The sequence below is a fragment of the Actinoplanes sichuanensis genome (genome assembly GCF_033097365.1).
Lineage (GTDB): Bacteria > Actinomycetota > Actinomycetes > Mycobacteriales > Micromonosporaceae > Actinoplanes > Actinoplanes sichuanensis.
Genome location: NZ_AP028461.1, coordinates 1,389,603 through 1,407,147 on the forward strand (window position 1 = coordinate 1,389,603; position 17,545 = coordinate 1,407,147).

Sequence of the window (17,545 nt, forward strand, 5' to 3'; positions counted from 1 at the left end):
AGCACATTAGGGGCCGGGTGGGCACGGTTGGCTATCGTGCGGGCGGTGCCGAGTACATTTCCCACCCATCCCGCCGGAATCCTGCCGCTCAAACTGTGGCGGCCACACTGGTTCGACGGCGTCGCCCTGGCCCTGGGAGCGGCCTCACCCGACGTGGCGTACCTCGTCGACGGCAGCGGACTACCGGTCTGGCCACTCTCCCACCAGCTGCACGGGCTGATCATTTTCTGCCTGCCGGTGACGCTGCTCGGCTGCTTCCTGGTGCGCCGCGCGGCCCCGGCGATCGCCGCCCACCTGCCTTCCGGTGGCCCGTTCGCGCTGCAGGACTACGGCGCGCTGCGCACCTCCGGGCACCGCTGGTGGATCACCGTCACGTCGGCGATCATCGGCGCGGCCAGCCATCTCGTGCTCGACGGGCTGGAAGCCCGGTATCCGGCCATCGAATACCCGGCCCACCTCGTCGGCCTCGCCGCCATGGCACTGATCGCGGCGATCATCGGCCGCGGGCGCCTGCTGCGCCGCTGGCACGGCGACCCGCCGCCGGTCACCAGGCATCCGGCCCGCTTCTGGTCCGTCACGGCCGGGGTCGCGCTGCCGTTGCTCGCGGTCACCCCGTTCCTCCCGGCCGCGTTCCTCCCACACACCACGGGCGTACGGGTCCTGACCGCCCTCTCGCTCGGCCTGCTCGCCGCCGCCGAGGTCGCCGGTGGCCGCCGCTCCGCGCTGACCGCACGCTGACCGTGCTCCGGCTCGCTCGGCCGGTGGAGCGCGGCAGCGGTCAGGTTGCGGTGGGTGGGTGCAGCTCGCCGGAGCCGCGGCGGATCAGGGTGGTGGGGATCCAGTGTTCGGCCGGTGGGCCGGTGTGGCCGTCTATCCGACGGAACAGTGCCTGGGCGGCGGCCCGGCCCATCGACGCCGGGTCCTGGGCGATCACCGTGATCGCCGGGTCGAGCAGGTCGGCCAGCGGGAAGTCGTCGAAACCGACGATCGCGACGCTGCGGTGCAGGTTCAGCCGGCGCAGGGCCCGGACGGCGCCGACCGTCACCGCGTTCTGAGTGGTGAACAGGGCGGTCGGCGGGTCGGGGCGGTGGAACATCTCCAGTACCCGGCTCTCGGCCACTGACTCCGAGCTCAGGTCGGCCACGATCAGATGCTCGGCCGGCTCCAGGCCGCCCTCGCGCAGGCCGGCCAGGTAACCCTCCCGACGAAGCCGGGCCGTCGGGATCCCGACGTGGTCGCTCAGGCACGCTATCCGGCGGTGACCGTGGGCGATCAGATGGCGGGTGGCCTCGGTGGCGCCCAGCACGTTGGTGGCCAGGACCGTGTCGCCGGGGAAACCGTGGCCGGGACGGTCTACGAACACCACTGGGGTGTCCACCCGCAGCTCAGACGCCAGATAGCTCTGATCGGCGCTCACCGTGGCCATGATCAGGCCGTCGGCCCGGCGCATGGTGATGGCACGGGCCAGTTCCCGTTCGCGTCGCGAGCACTCGTCCAGGCTTCCGCTGATCACCTGGACGCCACGGGCGCGGGCCTCGTCGTCGACCGCCCGGTGCAGCGTCGCGAAGAACGGATTGCCCACATCCTTCAACAGCAGGGCGATCATCTCGGTACGGCGATCGCTGCGCCGCAGATTGCTGGCGCCGATGTCCGGACTGTAGTTGAGGATCGCGATCGCACTGCGCACCTGGGCGACCAGCAGCGGGGAGACGTTCTCCTCGTTGTTGACCACCCGGGACACCGTCTTGAGGCTGACCCCGGCTATCTTCGCGACGTCGTTCATCGTGGGCCGGCCCCGCCCACGGGTCGTCCGTTCCGGTGCCACGCCGTTCCCCCATGCTGCCGACCGAGGTAACAGCGTAAACGCACGGTCGGAGCCGGACAACGATGTCAGGGGCCCCCGATCATCGAACCGCTTCGCTGACCACAGACAATAAAGCTAACCGAAACAATCTGTTGACAACGATGGGTGGCTCACGTTCACTCCCTTGACAACGTTGTCAGGGACACCGCGTCCCGCCCCATTTACTGACCTTTGTCGCAACCAGGAGCCCCACACCAGATGACGAAGGCCGACAACTCCGAGACCCTCCGCATCGGCGGATGGATCCCGCCGTACGCGACGGGTGGGACGGAGCCCGCCACCACCCCGGCCGGGCCGGACGGGCGCCACGTCGCCGGGCTGCCGACCCAGCCCGTGCCGATCGTCCAGCCACTGCCCGCGCGGTCCCGCCGCCCCCTGCTGGTCCTCGCCGGAGCGACCGCCCTCGCCGTGCTCGGCTACGGCATCGCGGCGGTCGTGGTGTCCGGCGACGAGCCACCCCGAGCGCCCGAGTTCGCGCTCCCGGCGCCGCCGCTCGCCTCGCCGGCCGTGGCGACCCCGCCGGTCTCCCTGCTCCCCTCGCCGCCCGAGGGTGAGGTTCTGCCGACCCGGGACATCCGCAACGTCCGCGTCGAGACCAGCACTCGGCCCACCCCGACCTCGGCCGTGCCGAGCCGGGCTCCCGCCACCACCGCGCCGACGCCGGACCCGGCCTTCACCGTGGGCCGGACCGTCGGCGTCGGCGTCACCGGACTCGACGGGCAGCGGCTGCGCAACCGCGACTTCGTCGCTCGGATCGAGGCCGACAGCGCGGCCAAGGGGCTCAGCGGACGATTCGTGGTACGGCAGGGACTCGCCGACGCCGGCTGCCTGTCCTTCGAGTCGGCCGAACATCCCGGCTTCCACCTGCGGCATCGCAATTACGTCCTGCTCGTGGAACGGGCCGAGCCGACCGCTCTCTACCTGTCCGACGCGACGTTCTGCCCGGTGTCGTCCGGCGGCGGGTTCGCGCTGCGCTCGGTCAACTACCCGGACCACCACCTGATCGTGGCCGCCGGGCAGGTCCGCCTCGTCCGCTCGACGGCGGCGCAGGCGACGCCGTTCCGGGCGCTGGCACCGATCTGACCGTTTCCGCCGGGCCGCCCCAATCCGACCGTTCCACCGCGCCACGCCGCCTTATCCGACCGTTTCCGGCCCACCGCGCCGTCCGATTCGGCCGTTTCCCTCCGGCCGCCCCGCACCAGACCCGATCCGACCTCCGCCGCGTCGCCCCGCGGACCTCGAAATGATTGAACGGACATCCACCATGCCCCTCACTCCGGCGGACATCCACAATGTGGAGTTTCGTGACCCCTTGCCGGGTGAACGCGGCTACGACAGAGAGCAGGTCGACGCGTTCCTCGGCGTCGCCGAGCGGGCCTTCACCCGCCTGAACGGCCAGAACCGGGCGCTGCGCGAACGGCTGCAGCAGGCCCCGGCGGAGACCGAGGCGGCCGGGCTCGCGGCCGAACTGGATCGGCTCCGGACCGAACAGGCCCGCGCCGAGGAACGGGCCCGTGCCCTGACCGCCGAACTCGCCCGCGCCCGGGAGGCACAGCGGCCCGCCGCCGGTGACCCGCAGTGGTCCGGCGCCGGTGACGACCGGGTGCTCGCGGTGGCCCGCCGGCACGCCGACGATCACCTGCGCGAAGCCGAGGAACAGGCCCGGGACCTGCTCGACAAGGCCCGCGCCAAAGCCGACCAGGTGACCAGCGACGCCCAGTTGCTGGCGGCCACCATCGACAGCGACGCCCGCCACCGGCACGCCGTCGCGATCAACGGGCTGGACAGCGAGCGCGACGCCGCCCTGGCCGAGATCGAACGGCTCGGTGACATCCTGCGGGACCGGCACGCCGGCATGCGGGAACTCATCGAGGGCCGGCTGCACGACCTCGGGTGACCACCGGATTCAGCCCGGCGGGCGCGCTGCGGCCCGGTGCCGCAGCGACGCCGCGCGGACCCTACGGGACTGTCTCGTCTGCGGTCGAGGGCTGTGCGGGCCGTACCATATGGTCGGGTTTTTGGCGAAGCCCCAGGTCGGAGACCTGCCCTAAATGCTGCAGCTTGTCGGGGTTGACCACGGACCGTGCCGCCCGGATCCGGCCGTCGGCGATGTCCAGCGCCATCACCGCGACGATCCGGTCGGCGGCGTCGTGGAAGACCGCGCCCGGGCGGCCGTTGACCAGGGCCGGGCGCAGCGAGATACCGATCCGGACGAAACGCCGGAACAGGCCGGCGAAGAGCCGCGCCACCGCCAGACGGCCCGCCGGTGGGGTCGCCAGAGCCTGCGCCTTGCCGCCGCCGTCGCCGATCAGGACGACGTCCGGCGCCAGCATCGACATCAGCCCATCGATGTCACCGCCCGCCGCGGCCGCGAAGAAACGGTCGGCCAGCGCCGCTGCCTCGGCCTGCCGGTCCGGTGTGCCGGTGTTCTGCTCCGCACCGGTCTGGATCTGCCGGCGGGCGCGGGCGAAGATCTGCCGGCAGTTCGCCTCCGAACGCCCGACCAGCCCGGCGACCTCCGGATACCCGTATCCGAACACCTCGCGCAGCATGAACACCGCCCGCTCGACCGGGGACAGCGCCTCCAGCAGTACCAGGAACGCCATCGACAGCGAGTCGGCGAGTTCGGCGTGCTCGGCCGGGCCCTTCTCGCCGGCCGGGGTCACCAGCGGCTCCGGCAGCCAGGCGCCGACATAGGTCTCCCGCCGCACCCTGGCGGACCCGAGATGGTTGATGCCCAGCCTGGTCACGGCCGTGGTGAGGTACGCCTTCACGTTCGCCACCACGGTGCCCGAGCGGCGGGCCTTGACCAGGCCGAGCATCGCGTCCTGGACGATGTCCTCGGCATCGCCGACCGAGCCGGTCATGCCGTACGCGATGGAGAACAGCAGCGGCCGGTAACCGGCCGCCGCCGTCTCGTCGATCTTCTCGGCTCGCGTCACGCGAACTGGCCCGGCTGGTACCAGCCGGCCGGCTGCTGGACCATCACGTTGAACCGGTTGAACGCGTTGATCGTCGCGATCGCCGCCACCAATGCGACCAGTTGGTTCTCGTCGAAGTGCTTGGCCGCGTTCGCCCACACCTCGTCCGGAACACCGCCGGCCGCGTCGGCGATCCGGGTGGCCTGCTCGGTCAGTTCCAGCGCGGCCCGTTCGGCGTCGGTGAACACGGTCGCCTCCCGCCAGACCGCCACCAGGTGCAGGCGCTGCGCGGTCTCACCGGCGTGCGCGGCGTCCTTGGTGTGCATGTCGACGCAGAACCCGCAGCCGTTGATCTGACTGGCCCGCAGCAGCACGAGTTCGCGGGTCGAGTCGGGCAGGCCGGCATCCATGGTCGCCTTGCCGGCGGCGGTGAAGTGCTTGATGATCTTTCCGGCGACCGGGTTGGTGAACAGGTCGAGACGAGCTTCCATGGCTGACTCCTCTGTCGTGTCTTGTTGCTCGCCCTCTCAGACAGAACAGCCTTCCGATCTGTGACAGTTGTGCCCGCCGTCACATTCACGACCTGGTCTTGCCCTCGATCCGAGGACGGGGGTGGCCGGCCACCGCGGTGCAGATGCCGTAGACGCGGGCGTGGGTGGTCCAGCCGTTCACGCGGCCGCGGTTGTTGCTTATCCGGACCCGCTGCCGGGCGTGGTCGACCGCGGAGATCAGGTGCAGGTAGGTCGTTCCGGCGGCGACCCGGGCGGCCACCGCCTCCATCACTCCCATGGAGCGGACCCTGCCAGGACCTGATGTCGACGGCAATCGAAATCCCGCAGAGGGGTTGACCAGGTGGGGGAGCGGACTGTCATCCGTTCGGTACGCTCCGGGGCGGCGGATCGTTGATCATGGTCGTACATTCGGCTGATGAGTGTCGAGGCATGGCTGCGGGAGCGCGGCACCGAGACGATCCCGCACCCCGGTGGCACGCTCTTCGCCCACCTGTGCCGGGTCCGGGACCGGCTGGCCGCCATCGGCCACGACCCGGATGTGCAGGCCGCCGGGCTGACCCATGCCGCGTACGGCACCGACGGGTTCGATCTGGCGCTGCTGTTCTGGCAGGAACGCGACACGCTGCGCGATCTGATCGGGCCGAACGCCGAGGAACTCGTCTACCTGTACGCGGCCTGCGACCGTGACTCGTCCTGGCCGGATCTGGCCGCCACGCACCGGATCACCGACCGGTTCACGGGTGCGGCCGTCCGGCTCGCCGACTGGCAGCTCACCCCGTTCGTGGATCTGAGCATCGTCAACGAGCTGGACGTCCTGGAACACGATCCGGAGCTGCTGGCCACCCACCGCGACTACTTCACCGGACTGTTCACGGCCTGGGCGCCGATCACCTCCCCGGCGGTCGCCACCGAGGTCCGCCGGCTGCTCGCCTGAACATCGCACCGCGGTCGCTCACCACAGGTCGATCCTGATCTCAGGCGCCGCGGCCGGCACCGGTGCGCCCTGCGACGACATCCGGCGAGCATCGGCGTTGAGCCCGCTGATCACCTCGTGCGCGTCCTTCGCTGCGACCCCCTGAAGCTTGACGGCGGTCATCACCGTTTCCTGCGCCTCTCGGGCTTGCACGAGCACGCTGTCGATCTCCTGGAGTGCCGCACCGGCGTCGTTGGCGTTGCGGGTGATCTGGTCGACGACAAGGGTGATCCGCTGGGTGGACGAGGAGACCTTCGCGGCCAGCTGTTTCACCTCCTCGGCGACCACGCCGAAGCCTCGGCCGGCATCCCCGGCGCGTTCCGCCTCGATGGTGGCGTTCAGAGCCAGCAGCCGGGTCTGCCGGGCGACCTCGTCGATCTCCCGGGCCAGGTCGGCGATGTCGGCGGAGGTTCCGGTCAGGGACGCGATCGTCTCGGCGGTGTTGGCCGCGTGGTGCTGCGCGGTGCCCCAGGTCTCCTGTGATTGCTGCACGGAGTATTCGATGGCCACGCTGGCCTGCATGAATTCGTTCATCACCTGCTGGGCCCGGCGGGTGTTCTCGACGACGTTGCCGCTGGCCGCGCTGAGTGCCTCGACGGTCTCGGTGAGCTGCTGTGACATCGCACCGACTTCGGCGGCATGCCGGGCCTCACGCTCGGCGTCGGCCTGTGCTTCGGTCGGCCGGCCCTGTGCCAGCCGTTCTGCGTCGGCGAGTTCGTGACTCCGGCGTACCGCGGTGAGTTCCCGTACGGCGGTCCGCTCCATGCCGGCCCAGAATCCGACCAGGACGAGAACCTCGATACCGATGTACGCCGCGTGCAGCAGCGCCCAGGGCAGCGGGTCGGCGGCGGCGGCCGGGTCGGAGAAGACCGAACGCGGATCCAGCATGCTGGTGGCGAAGTGGTGGACACCCACGAATCCGATGGCCATCAGCAGCGGTGGCCACGCCTGATACCAGGCGATCATGATGACCACGACCAGGAACTGCATGTGCAGATCGGTCCGCCCGTCGAACGTGTGCAACGTGACCGAACAGCCGAGCAGCAGACCGACGCTGACCAGCATCCGCTGCACCCGCGGTGCGTCACTGAGCCGAGCGATGAGCAGGCAGAGCCCGGACGCGAAGTAGCTGCCCCACATCATGGCGCCGCCATGATGATGCCCGGGTCCGGCCCACTATCGGACGGCCAGGATCACCAGCAGCGCCACGGTCTGGATGGCGAGTACGGCCGACAGCACCCGCTGACGCAGACGGAACACGTCGGGCGAGAGGTCGGCAGTGCGCGGTAGCCGCAGGGTGGCGCTCACCGGCCGGCTCCGGTGGCGGCCAGGTCGGTGAGCCATGGCTCGACGACGGTGCCGAGCAGCGCCGCCATCTGGTCGGCACCGTGCGGCGGGAGCGGGGCGAAGAGGGTGCGGACGGCGGACCGGATCTGGGTGCCGCACCTGTCGAGCGCCTCCCGGCCCTCGTCGGTGAGGCACAGCCATACCCGCCGCCGGTCGCTGTCGTCACGGACCCGGGCCAGCAGACCTGCCGTCTCCAGCCGGTCGGCGAGGGCGGAGACCGAGGACTGCTGCATGTGCAGCAGCCGGGCCACCATGCCGGCCGTCAGGTTCTCGTGCACCCGCAGCGCGTACAGCGTGATCAGGTCGACGGCGGGCAGCCCGGCGGAGGCTGCGGCCTCGTCGACCGCGTTCTGAATCGCGCGCCCGGCCAGCAGGACCAGATAGCCGAATTCATAACCACCCGGCGAGTAGGCCAGGGACTGTGGTGTCGCCATGACTACTTCATCGGCCGAACTGTTCGACGAATGAAGTGTTGCGCCAGGACAGGGCCTTGGTCCCGCAGGGGAGAGGCTTTCGGCCTGATTCGGAGGATTCTCCTCCCGGGTCCGATGCGGATGGCAGACCTTGATTTTTGTTTCAGATCGTCTTTCGCCCCGACGATGACCCTGCTGGGACACCGAGCCCGAACCGGCCGAACAGGAGTCGTCAACGCATGACCATGATTTCCGGACACGACTACGAACAACCGACCGAGAGGTCCTTCGTCGCAGCCCTGGCCGCGGCGGTGGGGCCGGAGACCGCGCGGGCCCTCGTCGACCTGACCGCCAAGCGGGTCCGACCCGGCCGGCCCTACACCCCGGACGATCTGGTCCGGATGGCGGAGGCGCTGATGGAGGTCGGCGATCAGCTGCGGGTGACCGCCCGCTCCGAGAAGATCCGGGCGGTCACCTACCGGGCCCTCTACGCGGTGGTCAAGTGACGACTGCGCGCTCGCGGCAGGCCATTTCCCAGCTGGAGTTCAGGAGAGACGAGTGACCACGAGCATCGATCGCCGCGTGCTGGGCGACCCCGCGCGGATGCGGGTGCTGGCGAGCATCGATTTCGACAACCCGGAACTGCGACGCGCCCTCGACCGGATCTCCGTGCGGACGGCCCAGCGCACCGGTCTGCCGGTCAGTCTCGTCACGCTGGTCCTGAACACCGCCCAGATGACGGTGGGTGTGAGCGGACTGGACAACTGGGTCACCGAAGCCGATGGCACGCCGATCGAGTGGTCGTTCTGCGCCAATGCCGTCATCTCCGGGCACCCGTACGTCATCCCGGACGCGGTGCATTCCGAGCAGGCCGGCAATCCCCTCGTCACTCAGGACAGGATCGGCAGTTACGCCGGTGTTCCGGTCACCCTGGGCGGGCAGATCGTCGGTGCGCACTGCATCATCGGCCCGACCGCGCACCTGTTCACCACCCTGCAGTTGGCCGAGCTGGAACAGGCCGCCAACGAGATAGCGGCCCTGTTCCAGCAGTTCAGTGATCTGGACTGATCAGCTCAGGGTGATCGGCTCGAAGGCGGCGGCGTCCTTGCGGATGCGGTCGCGGGCGGCCGGGACCGGGCAGACGTAGTTGATGTACCCGGCCAGTGATGCGGCGTTCTCCACCTCGTAGAAGAAGTCGATCAGCATCAGAGCGTCGACCGGATTGGCGGCGGTGATCGGGATGGCCAGATTGTCCGTCCAGATCGTGCCGCCCTCCCGCGGGATCACGAACTTGAGGTTCGTACCGTCGCTGATGTTCTTCTGGAAGATGTCGCCGGACCAGGCCTGCGAGATCCAGATCTCACCCTTGCCGAGGGCATCGAGATAGTCCTGCTCGTAGTGGTTGCGCACCAGCCCGGCGTCCTTCTGCCGCTGGAGTTTCGCGGCCGCCTTCGCCCACTCGGCCTGGCCCGAGCCGGCCGGCTTCAGACCAGCCGACAGCAGGCCGAAGTTCGCCAGTTCGGTGACGTCGGACATCATCCCGACCTTGCCCTTGAACTCCGGGTCCCACAGGTCGGCGAGGCTGGTGATCGGCCGTTTCACCGTGGCCGGGTCGTACGCGATCCCGGTGATGCCGGACGCCCACGGCACGCTGAACACGTTCGCCGGATCGAACGACTCCTCGGTGTACTTCCGCGCCGCGTTCGCGGTGAAGTCGGGCAGCCGGGAGTGGTCGAGCGGGGCGAGGAACCCGGCCGCCCGGAACTGGCCGAACTGGATCCCGTTGGTGATCACCATGAGGTCGTAGCCGATCGGCTCCTTGGCCGACAGCTGCGGCCGGCCGGTGCCCTCGACACCGCAGGCGGCGAGGGCGGTGCCGAGCGCGGAGAGTCCGCCGATGGTGGAGGCCCGGGACGTGCGGGTGGCGGCCCGCCCGCCCCGGGGGGATCGGAGGCCCGTCAGCCCGCCTGGCGGTTCAGGCGGCGGTAGACCGGGGCCAGTCGTTTGTGCAGGTCCTGGTAGATGTCGTAGATCTCCAGGTAGCGGTTGTGGTCGGGGCCCGGGGTGAACACGTGGTCGTTGCGGGTCAGCGCCGGGATGTCGTCGAACGAGATCAGGCCGGCACCGACCGCGCCGATCCAGCCCGCGCCTCGGGCGTTGACGGTCACCGGGTTGGCGTCGCGGCGGATCTCCACACCCAGCACGTCGGCGAAGATCTGGCACCACGAGTCGGAGCGGGCCGCGCCGCCGGTGATCACCATCGACCGGACCGGGGTGCCGAGGAACCTGTCGACCGCCTTGGCCAGCCATCGGGTGTTCAGCGCGACCCCCTCGAAGACGGCCCGCAGCAGGTCCGAGCGGGTGGTGTCGAGGGAGATGTTCAGGAACGCGGCCCGCAGGTTCGGGTCGTCCACGGGTGCGCGTTCGCCGTACAGCCAAGGGGTGTAGATGACGCCGTTGGCACCGGCCGGCACCGACGGAATGATCTTGTCGAAGGCGTCGAAGATGGTGCCCTCGTCCCGGCTCACGTGGCCGGCGCTCACGATCGGGTCGTCGTATTCGACGATCTTGTCGCGCAGCCAGGTCAGGTTCGCACCCGCGGTGGCCTGCAACGCGGTCATCAGGTACCGGTCCGGGATCGCGCACGGGATCGACGCGATGCCGGTCAGGATGTCGGTCTTCTTCTTCGGCACGTGCGCCGCGATCCACGACGAGGTGCCCAGGTAGAGATGGGTCTCGTTGTCGGCGATGGTGCCCGCCCCGATCGCCGCCGCGGTGTTGTCGATCGCCCCGGCCACCACCTGCACGGAACGGGGGAGACCGAGGTGATCGGCAGCATGGGGGGCCAGTGTGCCGATCACCTCGGTGCAGGCCACGATCGGTGGGAGCTTGTCGGCGTCGATCCCACTGGCGGAGACCAGCGCGGGGGAGTACCGAATGGATGGAGCCTTCCGGTTATCGGTCACCCACGAGGTCAGGATCGAGTCGACGGTCGCCACCGTGCGGCCGGTCAGCTTCAGATTGACCCAGTCGAGCACGTTGAGGAAGGTTCTGGTCTTTCTGTACACGTCCGGCATGTCGTCGCGGACGAGCAGCATGTGCGCGGCCGGGTCTTTACCGGTCACCGACGGCATACCACCGGTCAGGCGCAGCCAGCGGGCGATGTTGCGGACCGACATCCCCTGGTACGCCGGAAACCCGCCGAACTGTCTGCGCAGGTGCGGGGCCCCGCGCATGTCGAGCCAGCTGATGCACCTGGTCAGCGGGTCACCGTGGGCGTCCACCGCGATGGTGCCCTCGCCCTGCGTCGACGAGCAGATCGTGGTCACCGCGCGCACATGGTCGGGGAAGGTGCGGCCGAGGTCGGCGACGACCTCGGCCAGCGCGTCCCACCACGCGATCGGGTCCTGCTCGGCACCGCCGCCGGGCAGCACCACGAGCGGGACCGGCCGTTCGGCCCAGCCGGTCACCGTGCCGTCGGCCGCCACCAGGGCGGCCTTCATCCCCGACGTACCGAGGTCGATCGCCAGGATCTGCGGCGGGATGGCCAATGTCAGACCCCTTCGACCTGCGCGAAGACCTGGTCGAACCGGCTGAGGGCATCGTCGATGACCTCGTCGGTGTCGGCCATCGACGTGTACATCCGCGACCCGGCCAGCGTGATGATGCCGTGCGCGGCGTACGCGGCGCCCATCTGCTCCATCAGCTTCTTGCGGCCCTTGTTCTCCTTGAACAGCTTGACCGGGTTGCGCATGTCGAGCATCAGCACACCACTCGACTCCAGGTGCACGATCGAACCCTGGTTGTAGGCGACGTACGGCAGGCCGTACTTGTCGATCAGCTTCTGCAGGCCGCGGGTCAGCCGGTCACCGGCCCTACCGGCGATCACCGGGGCGTTGGTGCGGGCCATCTCCTTGATCGCGAAGTAGCCGGCCGCGCAGGACAGTGGGTTCGCCGACAGGGTGCCGCCGACCTGGATGTGCGCGCCGTTCTTGCCGTCCAGCCCGGAGCCGAACACGGCCATCGCCTTGGCGCTGCCGCCGACCCCGCCGGCCATCGGGTAGCCACCGGAGACCGCCTTGCCGAACACCGTCAGGTCCGGTGTCACACCGAAATAGCCCGCCGCGCCGCCGAGGCCGGTACGGAAACCGGTCACCACCTCGTCGAAGATCAGCATCGAGCCGAACTCGTCGCACAGCTTGCGGACCTGCGCGTTGAAGTCCTTCGGCACCGGCCGGGTGCCGGACTCCGGGCCGAGCGGCTCGACGATCACCGCGGCGGTGCCTCCGCGCAACCGGTTCTCGATCAGCTTGCGCTTCAGCGTTCCCAGATCATGCGGGAAGGATTCGCGGGTACGGCCGGTGGCGCCGAACGGGATGCCCTTGGCGTTCATCCGGAACGAGCCGGGCACCCGCAGGCCGTACACGACGGTGTCGGACCAGCCGTGGTAGGCGCCACCGACCTTGATCACCATCTTCTTGCCGGTGCTCGCCCGCGCCGCCCGCACCGCCGCCATCACGGCCTCGGTGCCGGAACCCAGCGACCGGTACATCTCGATGTGCGGCATGTACTGGTTGATGATCTCGGCGAGCTTCAGCTCGTACTCGTGGAACAGGCCGGTCACCGGTCCAGACGCCTTGATCACCTCGGCCACGGCCTCGTTCACCGGCGCGTAGTTGCTGCCCAGGATGGTCGGGCCACCGGCCTGCAGGAAGTCGATGTAGACGTTGCCGTCCCGGTCGGTCAGATACGCGCCCTCGGCCTTGTCGACGGCCAGCGGGAACGGGTAGTTGAACGCCAGGTTGTGCTGGACACCGCCGGGGATGCGCTTCTTGGCCCGCTCGGTGATCTCCTTGGAGGCCCGGCACTTCGTCTCGAAGTAGTTCAGCGTGTCGAGCAGCGCATCGTGACGCAGACCGCGCAGCGGCTGGGCGACCAGGGCCTTGAGCCGGCGGATGGTGTCGTCCACGTCGAGATACTCGCTGATCGAGTAGCCGAGGTCCGCTGAACTCGCCGATTCGGCCGGGGCCTCGACGGCCGCGCTGGTCGGCAACTCCTCGTCGTCGGCGACCCGGACCGGCTCGACGGCCTCGGTGATCTGCGCGGCGATCCGCTTCTCGTCCTTCTTGAGCTTGCTGAAGGCGATCTCGCGGATCGTGTCCGGAATCGTGTAGACCTTGCCGGCCTCCGACGTGAGCGCCATCAGGTAGGCGATCGACACCTTCTCCAGCAGCGCCATGTTGAACACCGCCCGGTCCGGGTCGGTGCCCAGCGCCACCACACCGTGGTTGGCGATGATGAACGCGTTGTCGCCGCTGGCCACCTTCTTCTGCACGTTCTTGGCCAGGAAACCGGTGCCGGACGGGGCGTAGTCGATGATCGCGACCTCTTTGCCGAGGAAGCGGACCTGCTCGTCGGTGAGCGCCGGGATCGGCTTGCGCAGGAACGCGAGCGCCGAGGCGTACGGCTGGTGGGTGTGCACGATCGCGTTGACGTCCGGCCGCTCGCGGTAGACGTTGGCGTGCATGCCGCACTCGATCGACGGGACCAGGCCACCGGCACCGTCCGGGTCGGGCACGTGCTTGCCGTTGAAGTCGACGATGCAGATGTCCTCGACCCGCATCCGGTCGTAGTCGTAGTTGCTCGGCGTCACCGCGTACAGCTCGTGACCGGGGATGCGGACCGAGACGTTGCCCTCGGTCGCCTTCAGGTAACCGCGGTCGAGCATCGTCCGGCACATGTCGACGACGTGCTGGCGGGAAAGGCGATGTTTCACGGCGGATCCTCAGGTCGCGGGGGTCTTACCCGAACCATCGTCGTCCGGCTTCCCGATCGAAGCATCGTCGGCGAACCAGTAAGAATGTGCGGGTGACTTATCACGGCGTGACAAATTCGCCCTGGCTGCGCGTGCCGACGGATCTGGCCGTCGCCATGCGGCCGCGTCTGCCCGCGGCCGTCGCCGCGATCGCCGCCGCGGTGGGCGAGAGCAGTGAGGCGGGTGGGGAGAAATTCGAGCGCGACGTCCGTACCGCCGTGCAGGTCGCTCTTGATCGTTTCCTGGATCTCGCCGGAACCGACGAACCGGCGCTGCCGCCGCGCATCCGTGAGGTGTTCGTGGCGCTCGGCGCGGCCGAGGCGCGGGAGAGCCGCGGCCCGGAGGCCCTGCTCGCGTCGCTGCGGATCGCGTCGCGTCTGCTGCTGCGCACCGCCACCGAGGCGCTGACCGAACAGCGGCCGGTCAGCGTCGCCGAGGTGATCGACCTGTCCGACGCCACCAACGCGTTCATCGACGAACTGGCCAACGCGTGCACCGACGGGCTGACCCGCCAGCTGCGCGAACAAGCGGGTGAAGGCGATCGGCGCCGTCGTCAGCTGGCCGATCTGCTGCTCGCCGGGGGCAGTCCTCCGGAACTGGTCCGCGAGGCCGCGGCCGGGATCGGCTGGCCCGGCGTCGACGGTGTGGTGCCGGTGCTGCTGCCGCCGGACCAGGCCCGCGACGCACGGTTCCGGTTCGGGGCGGACGGCGTGGTCGCCGAGCGCGGGCGCGACGCGGTGCTGCTGCTGCGGGCCGGGCCGCGCGCCGACCGGGCGGCGCTCACCGAGGCCCTGCACGGGCGCGACGCCGTCGTCGGGCCGGCGCTGCCGTGGACCGAGGTGCCACAGGCGGTCCGCCTCGCCGAACGAGCCGCCGAACTGGCCCCGGCCGGTCCCGGGCCGACCTTCGTCGACGACCATTTCGCGGCGCTGGCGTTGCGCGGCGAACCCGGCGCCCTCGCGGTCCTCACCGCTCAGCGGCTCGCGCCCCTGGCCGGGCTGCGGGCGGGCCAGCGCGACGCGTTCCTGGTCACCCTCTCCAGCTGGTTGCGGCATTGGGGATCGCGTACGGCGGTCGCCGCCGAGCTGTTCGTGCATCCGCAGACGGTCAGTTACCGCCTGAACCGGCTGCGCGAACTCCTCGGCGACGACCTCGACGACCCCCGGATCCGGTTCGAGCTCCAACTGGTCCTCACTGACCGGTGATATGCGATGTTTGTGGCGTTTTGCGAACTAGAGTGTCGCCATGAAACCGAGCCCGCTCCGCCGACTCGCCGTTGTGTTCTGCGTACTCGCCGCGGTCGGTGTGACCCCGACTCCCGCCACGGCGACCCCGATCCGCAACGCCACACCCTGGTCGGTCCTGCTCTGCCGGTTCAGCGACCGGCCCGCCACCCCGCAGACCACCGAGTTCTTCGCGAACTTCCTCACCGACGCCGGCCGGGGCACCGGTGGCGTGGCCGACTACCTCGCCGACCAGTCCGGCGGGCGCATCTCGCTGGCCGGTTCGGCAGTTCTGGGCTGGTACACGATGACCTGGTCGCGGGCACAGTTCGACGGGATCGACAGGTCGGTCCGGATCCAGCGGTGCGTGGACACCGCGGCGGCCGCCGGATACACCGTGCCGTCCGGGCACCGGGTCGCGGTCATTCTCAACGACGCGGTCGACGCCGGCAGTGCGGGTGGGCGGGTCCTGCTCGATCCGAACACCTGGAACACCCGGTTCGCCGCCCACGAGATGCTGCACGGCTACGGGCTCGACCACTCCTGGTCCGACGACACCACGTACCGCAACGTGAGCTGGGCGCAGCCCGGTGAGTACGACGACATGTGGGACGAGATGAGCGCCCAGCACACCTACTCCGTCGATACTCGGTACGGCGCCGGCGCGGTCGGGCTCAACGCGTACCACCTCGACGAGCTCGGCTGGCTGCCGCGGAACCGGGTGCTGACCGTCGGCGCGGACGGCGTCGGCACCCGGACCGTCACGATGGCGCCGCTGGAGGCGCGCGGCGAGGCCGGTCTGCTGCTGGCGCGGATCCCGTTCGATGCGAACGACACCTCCCGCTACTACACCGTCGAATACCGGCGGAAGACCGGCTGGAGCGCCGGGATCCCGGGTGACACGGTTCTGCTGCACGAGATCCGCAACGGAACGCCGTACCTGCTGCGAACCGGGCCGGGCGGCGGCCCGCGACAGTCGCTGGACGCCAACGGGGTACGCGTCACGGTCCAGGGCGCCACCGTCACGATCACCACGGCGGTCGTGAACCGGCCCGTCTACGGCCCGAACACCTGCGTCAACGGCTACGTCTGGCGCGACGCGGACCAGACCGACTACGTCTGTGTCACCCCGGAGACCCGCGCGGAGGCGGCCGCCGACAACGCCGCCGCGCCCAGCCGATGGGTCGCCGGGGCCTACGGCCCGCACACCTGCGTCAACGGTTACGTCTGGCGGGAGGCCTTCATCGGCGACGACGTCTGCGTGGTCCCGGACCGCCGCAGCCGGGCCGCCGCCGACAACGCGGCCGGGCCGGGCCGGGTGCTGCGGCCGGCGGGCTGAGCCCGCCGGCTCACCGGAAGGCGGACCGGACGGTCGCCAGCAGGTGAAGACGATCGGTGCCGGTCACGCCGAAGCGGGCCGGCACCTCGACCGTCTCCTCGTGGCGGGCGAACCACACGAACGCGTGCTCGCCCTCGCGCACGGGCAGGGCCGGGAAGTCGTTCACCGCGTACTCGGTGGCGAGCACCGCCACGGCCCCGGCCGCCCGGGCTGCGAACCAGGCGGTGAACTCGGCGTCGAACGGGCGGTCCCGGAACCAGACGGTCGCGGTCAGGGCGGCGGGTTCGCGGTCCGCTCGCGGTGGCAGCGGCACGATCTCTTTCAGCAGCAGTACGTCGTCCGAGTCCAGCATCGTGTCGTTGGCGGCCGGGCCGTGCTCCTTCCACACCGGGCCGCCGTAGAACTCGCGCAGCCCGCGTAGGCGCACCGCCATGTCCGGGAAACCGCGCAGCCAGACGAACCGGTCCGGGTGGTCGAGGTCGCGGAACTGGCCGAGCACCCGCATGCCCAGCGCCTCCTGGGACTCGACGAACTCACGGTCGAACAGTTCGACCAGGTCGTCGCGTCGGCCGGGACGCAATGTGTACTGCCGCAGCTCCACGATCATGAGTTGAGGATCTTCTCCAGAATCCCGGCGATGGTCCGGCGGGCCAGGGCCGCCCGGAACGCCTCGGTGGCCTCGTCGTAGGTGTCGGTCAGGGCCGGCTTTATCCCGGCGCCGACCGGGCACTCCTGGTTGGGCTCGGAACGGTGCAGGGCCAGCAGTGGCTCGGGAGACACCGCGTTCCACACGTCGAGCATGGTGATCTCCTCGGCCGGGCGGGCCAGCGAGAACCCCGCCCCCGCCCCGCGCCGCGACCGGACCAGCCCCGCCTTGTGCAGGTCGCCCAGGCTGCGTCGGAGGATCACCGGATTGGTCTTGACGCTCGCCGCCACCTCGTCGGAGGTCAGCCACGGACGCCCGCGCTGCCGCGCCAGCTCCAGCCACGCCAGTGCGTGCGCCGCAATCGTCACCCTGCTGTTAGCCGCCATCGTAACCAACCCTATTACAACAGCCGCCGAAGATCCACCGGACTCGACTGTCCTGTATCGACGCCCTACGCTCTGCGAACGCGGTCGGATCCACTTTCCGGCCGTT

20 protein-coding genes are annotated in these 17,545 nt (G+C 69.9%); 8 read left to right on the forward strand and 12 right to left on the reverse strand.

The features are described from left to right. Positions 1–45 precede the first annotated feature (45 nt). Entirely contained in the window at positions 46–738 is a 693-nt protein-coding gene (locus Q0Z83_RS06020) for a DUF4184 family protein (protein ID WP_317792788.1), read from the forward strand. 40 nt (positions 739–778) lie between these two features. Here Q0Z83_RS06020 and Q0Z83_RS06025 read toward each other — a convergent pair whose 3' ends face one another. Then, complete coding sequence (locus Q0Z83_RS06025; RefSeq protein ID WP_317792789.1) at positions 779–1,783, reverse strand: LacI family DNA-binding transcriptional regulator; 1,005 nt, start codon at positions 1,781–1,783, stop codon at positions 779–781. 279 nt (positions 1,784–2,062) lie between these two features. On the opposite strand from Q0Z83_RS06025, the gene Q0Z83_RS06030 reads away from it, so the two are divergent. Continuing rightward, complete coding sequence (locus Q0Z83_RS06030) at positions 2,063–2,947, forward strand: AbfB domain-containing protein (protein ID WP_317792790.1); 885 nt, start codon at positions 2,063–2,065, stop codon at positions 2,945–2,947. Positions 2,948–3,128: 181 nt separating this feature from the next. Beyond that, on the forward strand, positions 3,129–3,761 hold the full coding sequence (locus Q0Z83_RS06035; protein ID WP_317792791.1) for a DivIVA domain-containing protein: 633 nt from the start codon (positions 3,129–3,131) through the stop codon (positions 3,759–3,761). A gap of 61 nt (positions 3,762–3,822) precedes the next feature. On the opposite strand, the gene Q0Z83_RS06040 is transcribed toward Q0Z83_RS06035, so the two are convergent. The 3 genes from Q0Z83_RS06040 to Q0Z83_RS06050 form a co-directional block, all read right to left on the reverse strand. Next, positions 3,823–4,806: an RNA polymerase sigma-70 factor gene (locus Q0Z83_RS06040; protein WP_317792792.1), complete on the reverse strand. Its 984-nt coding sequence runs from the start codon at positions 4,804–4,806 to the stop codon at positions 3,823–3,825. Then, positions 4,803–5,276, reverse strand: a complete 474-nt coding sequence (locus Q0Z83_RS06045; RefSeq protein WP_317792793.1) for a carboxymuconolactone decarboxylase family protein — start codon at positions 5,274–5,276, stop codon at positions 4,803–4,805. The genes Q0Z83_RS06040 and Q0Z83_RS06045 overlap by 4 nt, the downstream gene beginning before the upstream one ends. Before the next feature lie 85 nt (positions 5,277–5,361). Then, positions 5,362–5,574: a hypothetical protein gene (locus Q0Z83_RS06050; protein WP_317792794.1), complete on the reverse strand. Its 213-nt coding sequence runs from the start codon at positions 5,572–5,574 to the stop codon at positions 5,362–5,364. A 138-nt stretch (positions 5,575–5,712) separates the two neighbouring features. On the opposite strand from Q0Z83_RS06050, the gene Q0Z83_RS06055 reads away from it, so the two are divergent. Further along, positions 5,713–6,231 (forward strand): DUF6817 domain-containing protein, encoded by a 519-nt coding sequence (locus Q0Z83_RS06055; protein ID WP_317792795.1) that lies wholly within the window; start codon positions 5,713–5,715, stop codon positions 6,229–6,231. A gap of 18 nt (positions 6,232–6,249) precedes the next feature. Here the strand turns inward: Q0Z83_RS06055 and Q0Z83_RS06060 are convergent, their stop codons facing one another. The 3 genes from Q0Z83_RS06060 to Q0Z83_RS06070 are packed head-to-tail and all read right to left on the reverse strand — an operon-like array spanning position 6,250 to position 8,051. Continuing rightward, the gene (locus tag Q0Z83_RS06060; RefSeq protein ID WP_317792796.1) at positions 6,250–7,413 is read right to left on the reverse strand and encodes a methyl-accepting chemotaxis protein; all 1,164 of its coding nucleotides are present in this window, start codon (positions 7,411–7,413) and stop codon (positions 6,250–6,252) included. Between the two features lie 33 nt (positions 7,414–7,446). Continuing rightward, positions 7,447–7,578 carry a hypothetical protein gene (locus Q0Z83_RS06065; protein ID WP_317792797.1) on the reverse strand — a complete coding sequence of 44 codons (132 nt, stop codon included), beginning with the start codon at positions 7,576–7,578 and terminating at the stop codon, positions 7,447–7,449. Next, positions 7,575–8,051: a MarR family winged helix-turn-helix transcriptional regulator gene (locus Q0Z83_RS06070; protein WP_317792798.1), complete on the reverse strand. Its 477-nt coding sequence runs from the start codon at positions 8,049–8,051 to the stop codon at positions 7,575–7,577. Before Q0Z83_RS06070 ends, Q0Z83_RS06065 begins: the two co-directional genes overlap by 4 nt. 218 nt (positions 8,052–8,269) lie before the next feature. Between Q0Z83_RS06070 and Q0Z83_RS06075 the strand changes: the two genes are divergently transcribed. Next, entirely contained in the window at positions 8,270–8,536 is a 267-nt protein-coding gene (locus Q0Z83_RS06075) for a hypothetical protein (RefSeq protein WP_317792799.1), read from the forward strand. Between the two features lie 52 nt (positions 8,537–8,588). Continuing rightward, positions 8,589–9,098 carry a GAF domain-containing protein gene (locus Q0Z83_RS06080; RefSeq protein ID WP_317792800.1) on the forward strand — a complete coding sequence of 170 codons (510 nt, stop codon included), beginning with the start codon at positions 8,589–8,591 and terminating at the stop codon, positions 9,096–9,098. Here Q0Z83_RS06080 and Q0Z83_RS06085 read toward each other — a convergent pair whose 3' ends face one another. From Q0Z83_RS06085 to Q0Z83_RS06095, 3 genes are all read right to left on the reverse strand, one after another. Continuing rightward, a complete protein-coding gene (locus Q0Z83_RS06085) occupies positions 9,099–9,827 on the reverse strand; it encodes a polyamine ABC transporter substrate-binding protein (protein WP_317792801.1) in 729 nt (242 codons plus the stop codon). Positions 9,828–9,988: 161 nt separating this feature from the next. Further along, positions 9,989–11,581, reverse strand: a complete 1,593-nt coding sequence (locus Q0Z83_RS06090; protein WP_317792802.1) for a xylulokinase — start codon at positions 11,579–11,581, stop codon at positions 9,989–9,991. A gap of 2 nt (positions 11,582–11,583) precedes the next feature. Continuing rightward, the gene (locus Q0Z83_RS06095) at positions 11,584–13,806 is read right to left on the reverse strand and encodes an aminotransferase class III-fold pyridoxal phosphate-dependent enzyme (RefSeq protein ID WP_317792803.1); all 2,223 of its coding nucleotides are present in this window, start codon (positions 13,804–13,806) and stop codon (positions 11,584–11,586) included. 92 nt (positions 13,807–13,898) lie between these two features. On the opposite strand from Q0Z83_RS06095, the gene Q0Z83_RS06100 reads away from it, so the two are divergent. After that, complete coding sequence (locus Q0Z83_RS06100; protein WP_317792804.1) at positions 13,899–15,050, forward strand: PucR family transcriptional regulator; 1,152 nt, start codon at positions 13,899–13,901, stop codon at positions 15,048–15,050. A 40-nt stretch (positions 15,051–15,090) separates the two neighbouring features. After that, a complete protein-coding gene (locus tag Q0Z83_RS06105; RefSeq protein ID WP_317792805.1) occupies positions 15,091–16,407 on the forward strand; it encodes a hypothetical protein in 1,317 nt (438 codons plus the stop codon). Positions 16,408–16,417: 10 nt separating this feature from the next. Here the strand turns inward: Q0Z83_RS06105 and Q0Z83_RS06110 are convergent, their stop codons facing one another. Together Q0Z83_RS06110 and Q0Z83_RS06115 are read right to left on the reverse strand one after the other, a co-directional pair. Next, positions 16,418–17,014 (reverse strand): NIPSNAP family protein, encoded by a 597-nt coding sequence (locus tag Q0Z83_RS06110; protein WP_317792806.1) that lies wholly within the window; start codon positions 17,012–17,014, stop codon positions 16,418–16,420. Next, on the reverse strand, positions 17,011–17,439 hold the full coding sequence (locus Q0Z83_RS06115; RefSeq protein ID WP_317792807.1) for an Rrf2 family transcriptional regulator: 429 nt from the start codon (positions 17,437–17,439) through the stop codon (positions 17,011–17,013). The genes Q0Z83_RS06110 and Q0Z83_RS06115 overlap by 4 nt, the downstream gene beginning before the upstream one ends. Positions 17,440–17,545: the final 106 nt, after the last annotated feature.

What these genes read in the sequence shown, in the direction of transcription:
- Q0Z83_RS06025 (WP_317792789.1), bottom strand. Translation starts at nt 1,783, where the DNA reads ATGAACGACGTCGCGAAGATAGCCGGGGTCAGCCTCAAGACGGTGTCC.
- Q0Z83_RS06030 (WP_317792790.1), top strand. Translation starts at nt 2,063, where the DNA reads ATGACGAAGGCCGACAACTCCGAGACCCTCCGCATCGGCGGATGGATC.
- Q0Z83_RS06035 (WP_317792791.1), top strand. Translation starts at nt 3,129, where the DNA reads ATGCCCCTCACTCCGGCGGACATCCACAATGTGGAGTTTCGTGACCCC.
- Q0Z83_RS06045 (WP_317792793.1), bottom strand. Translation starts at nt 5,276, where the DNA reads ATGGAAGCTCGTCTCGACCTGTTCACCAACCCGGTCGCCGGAAAGATC.
- Q0Z83_RS06050 (WP_317792794.1), bottom strand. Translation starts at nt 5,574, where the DNA reads ATGGGAGTGATGGAGGCGGTGGCCGCCCGGGTCGCCGCCGGAACGACC.
- Q0Z83_RS06055 (WP_317792795.1), top strand. Translation starts at nt 5,713, where the DNA reads ATGAGTGTCGAGGCATGGCTGCGGGAGCGCGGCACCGAGACGATCCCG.
- Q0Z83_RS06060 (WP_317792796.1), bottom strand. Translation starts at nt 7,413, where the DNA reads ATGATGTGGGGCAGCTACTTCGCGTCCGGGCTCTGCCTGCTCATCGCT.
- Q0Z83_RS06070 (WP_317792798.1), bottom strand. Translation starts at nt 8,051, where the DNA reads ATGGCGACACCACAGTCCCTGGCCTACTCGCCGGGTGGTTATGAATTC.
- Q0Z83_RS06075 (WP_317792799.1), top strand. Translation starts at nt 8,270, where the DNA reads ATGACCATGATTTCCGGACACGACTACGAACAACCGACCGAGAGGTCC.
- Q0Z83_RS06085 (WP_317792801.1), bottom strand. Translation starts at nt 9,827, where the DNA reads ATGGTGATCACCAACGGGATCCAGTTCGGCCAGTTCCGGGCGGCCGGG.
- Q0Z83_RS06105 (WP_317792805.1), top strand. Translation starts at nt 15,091, where the DNA reads ATGAAACCGAGCCCGCTCCGCCGACTCGCCGTTGTGTTCTGCGTACTC.
- Q0Z83_RS06110 (WP_317792806.1), bottom strand. Translation starts at nt 17,014, where the DNA reads ATGATCGTGGAGCTGCGGCAGTACACATTGCGTCCCGGCCGACGCGAC.
- Q0Z83_RS06115 (WP_317792807.1), bottom strand. Translation starts at nt 17,439, where the DNA reads ATGGCGGCTAACAGCAGGGTGACGATTGCGGCGCACGCACTGGCGTGG.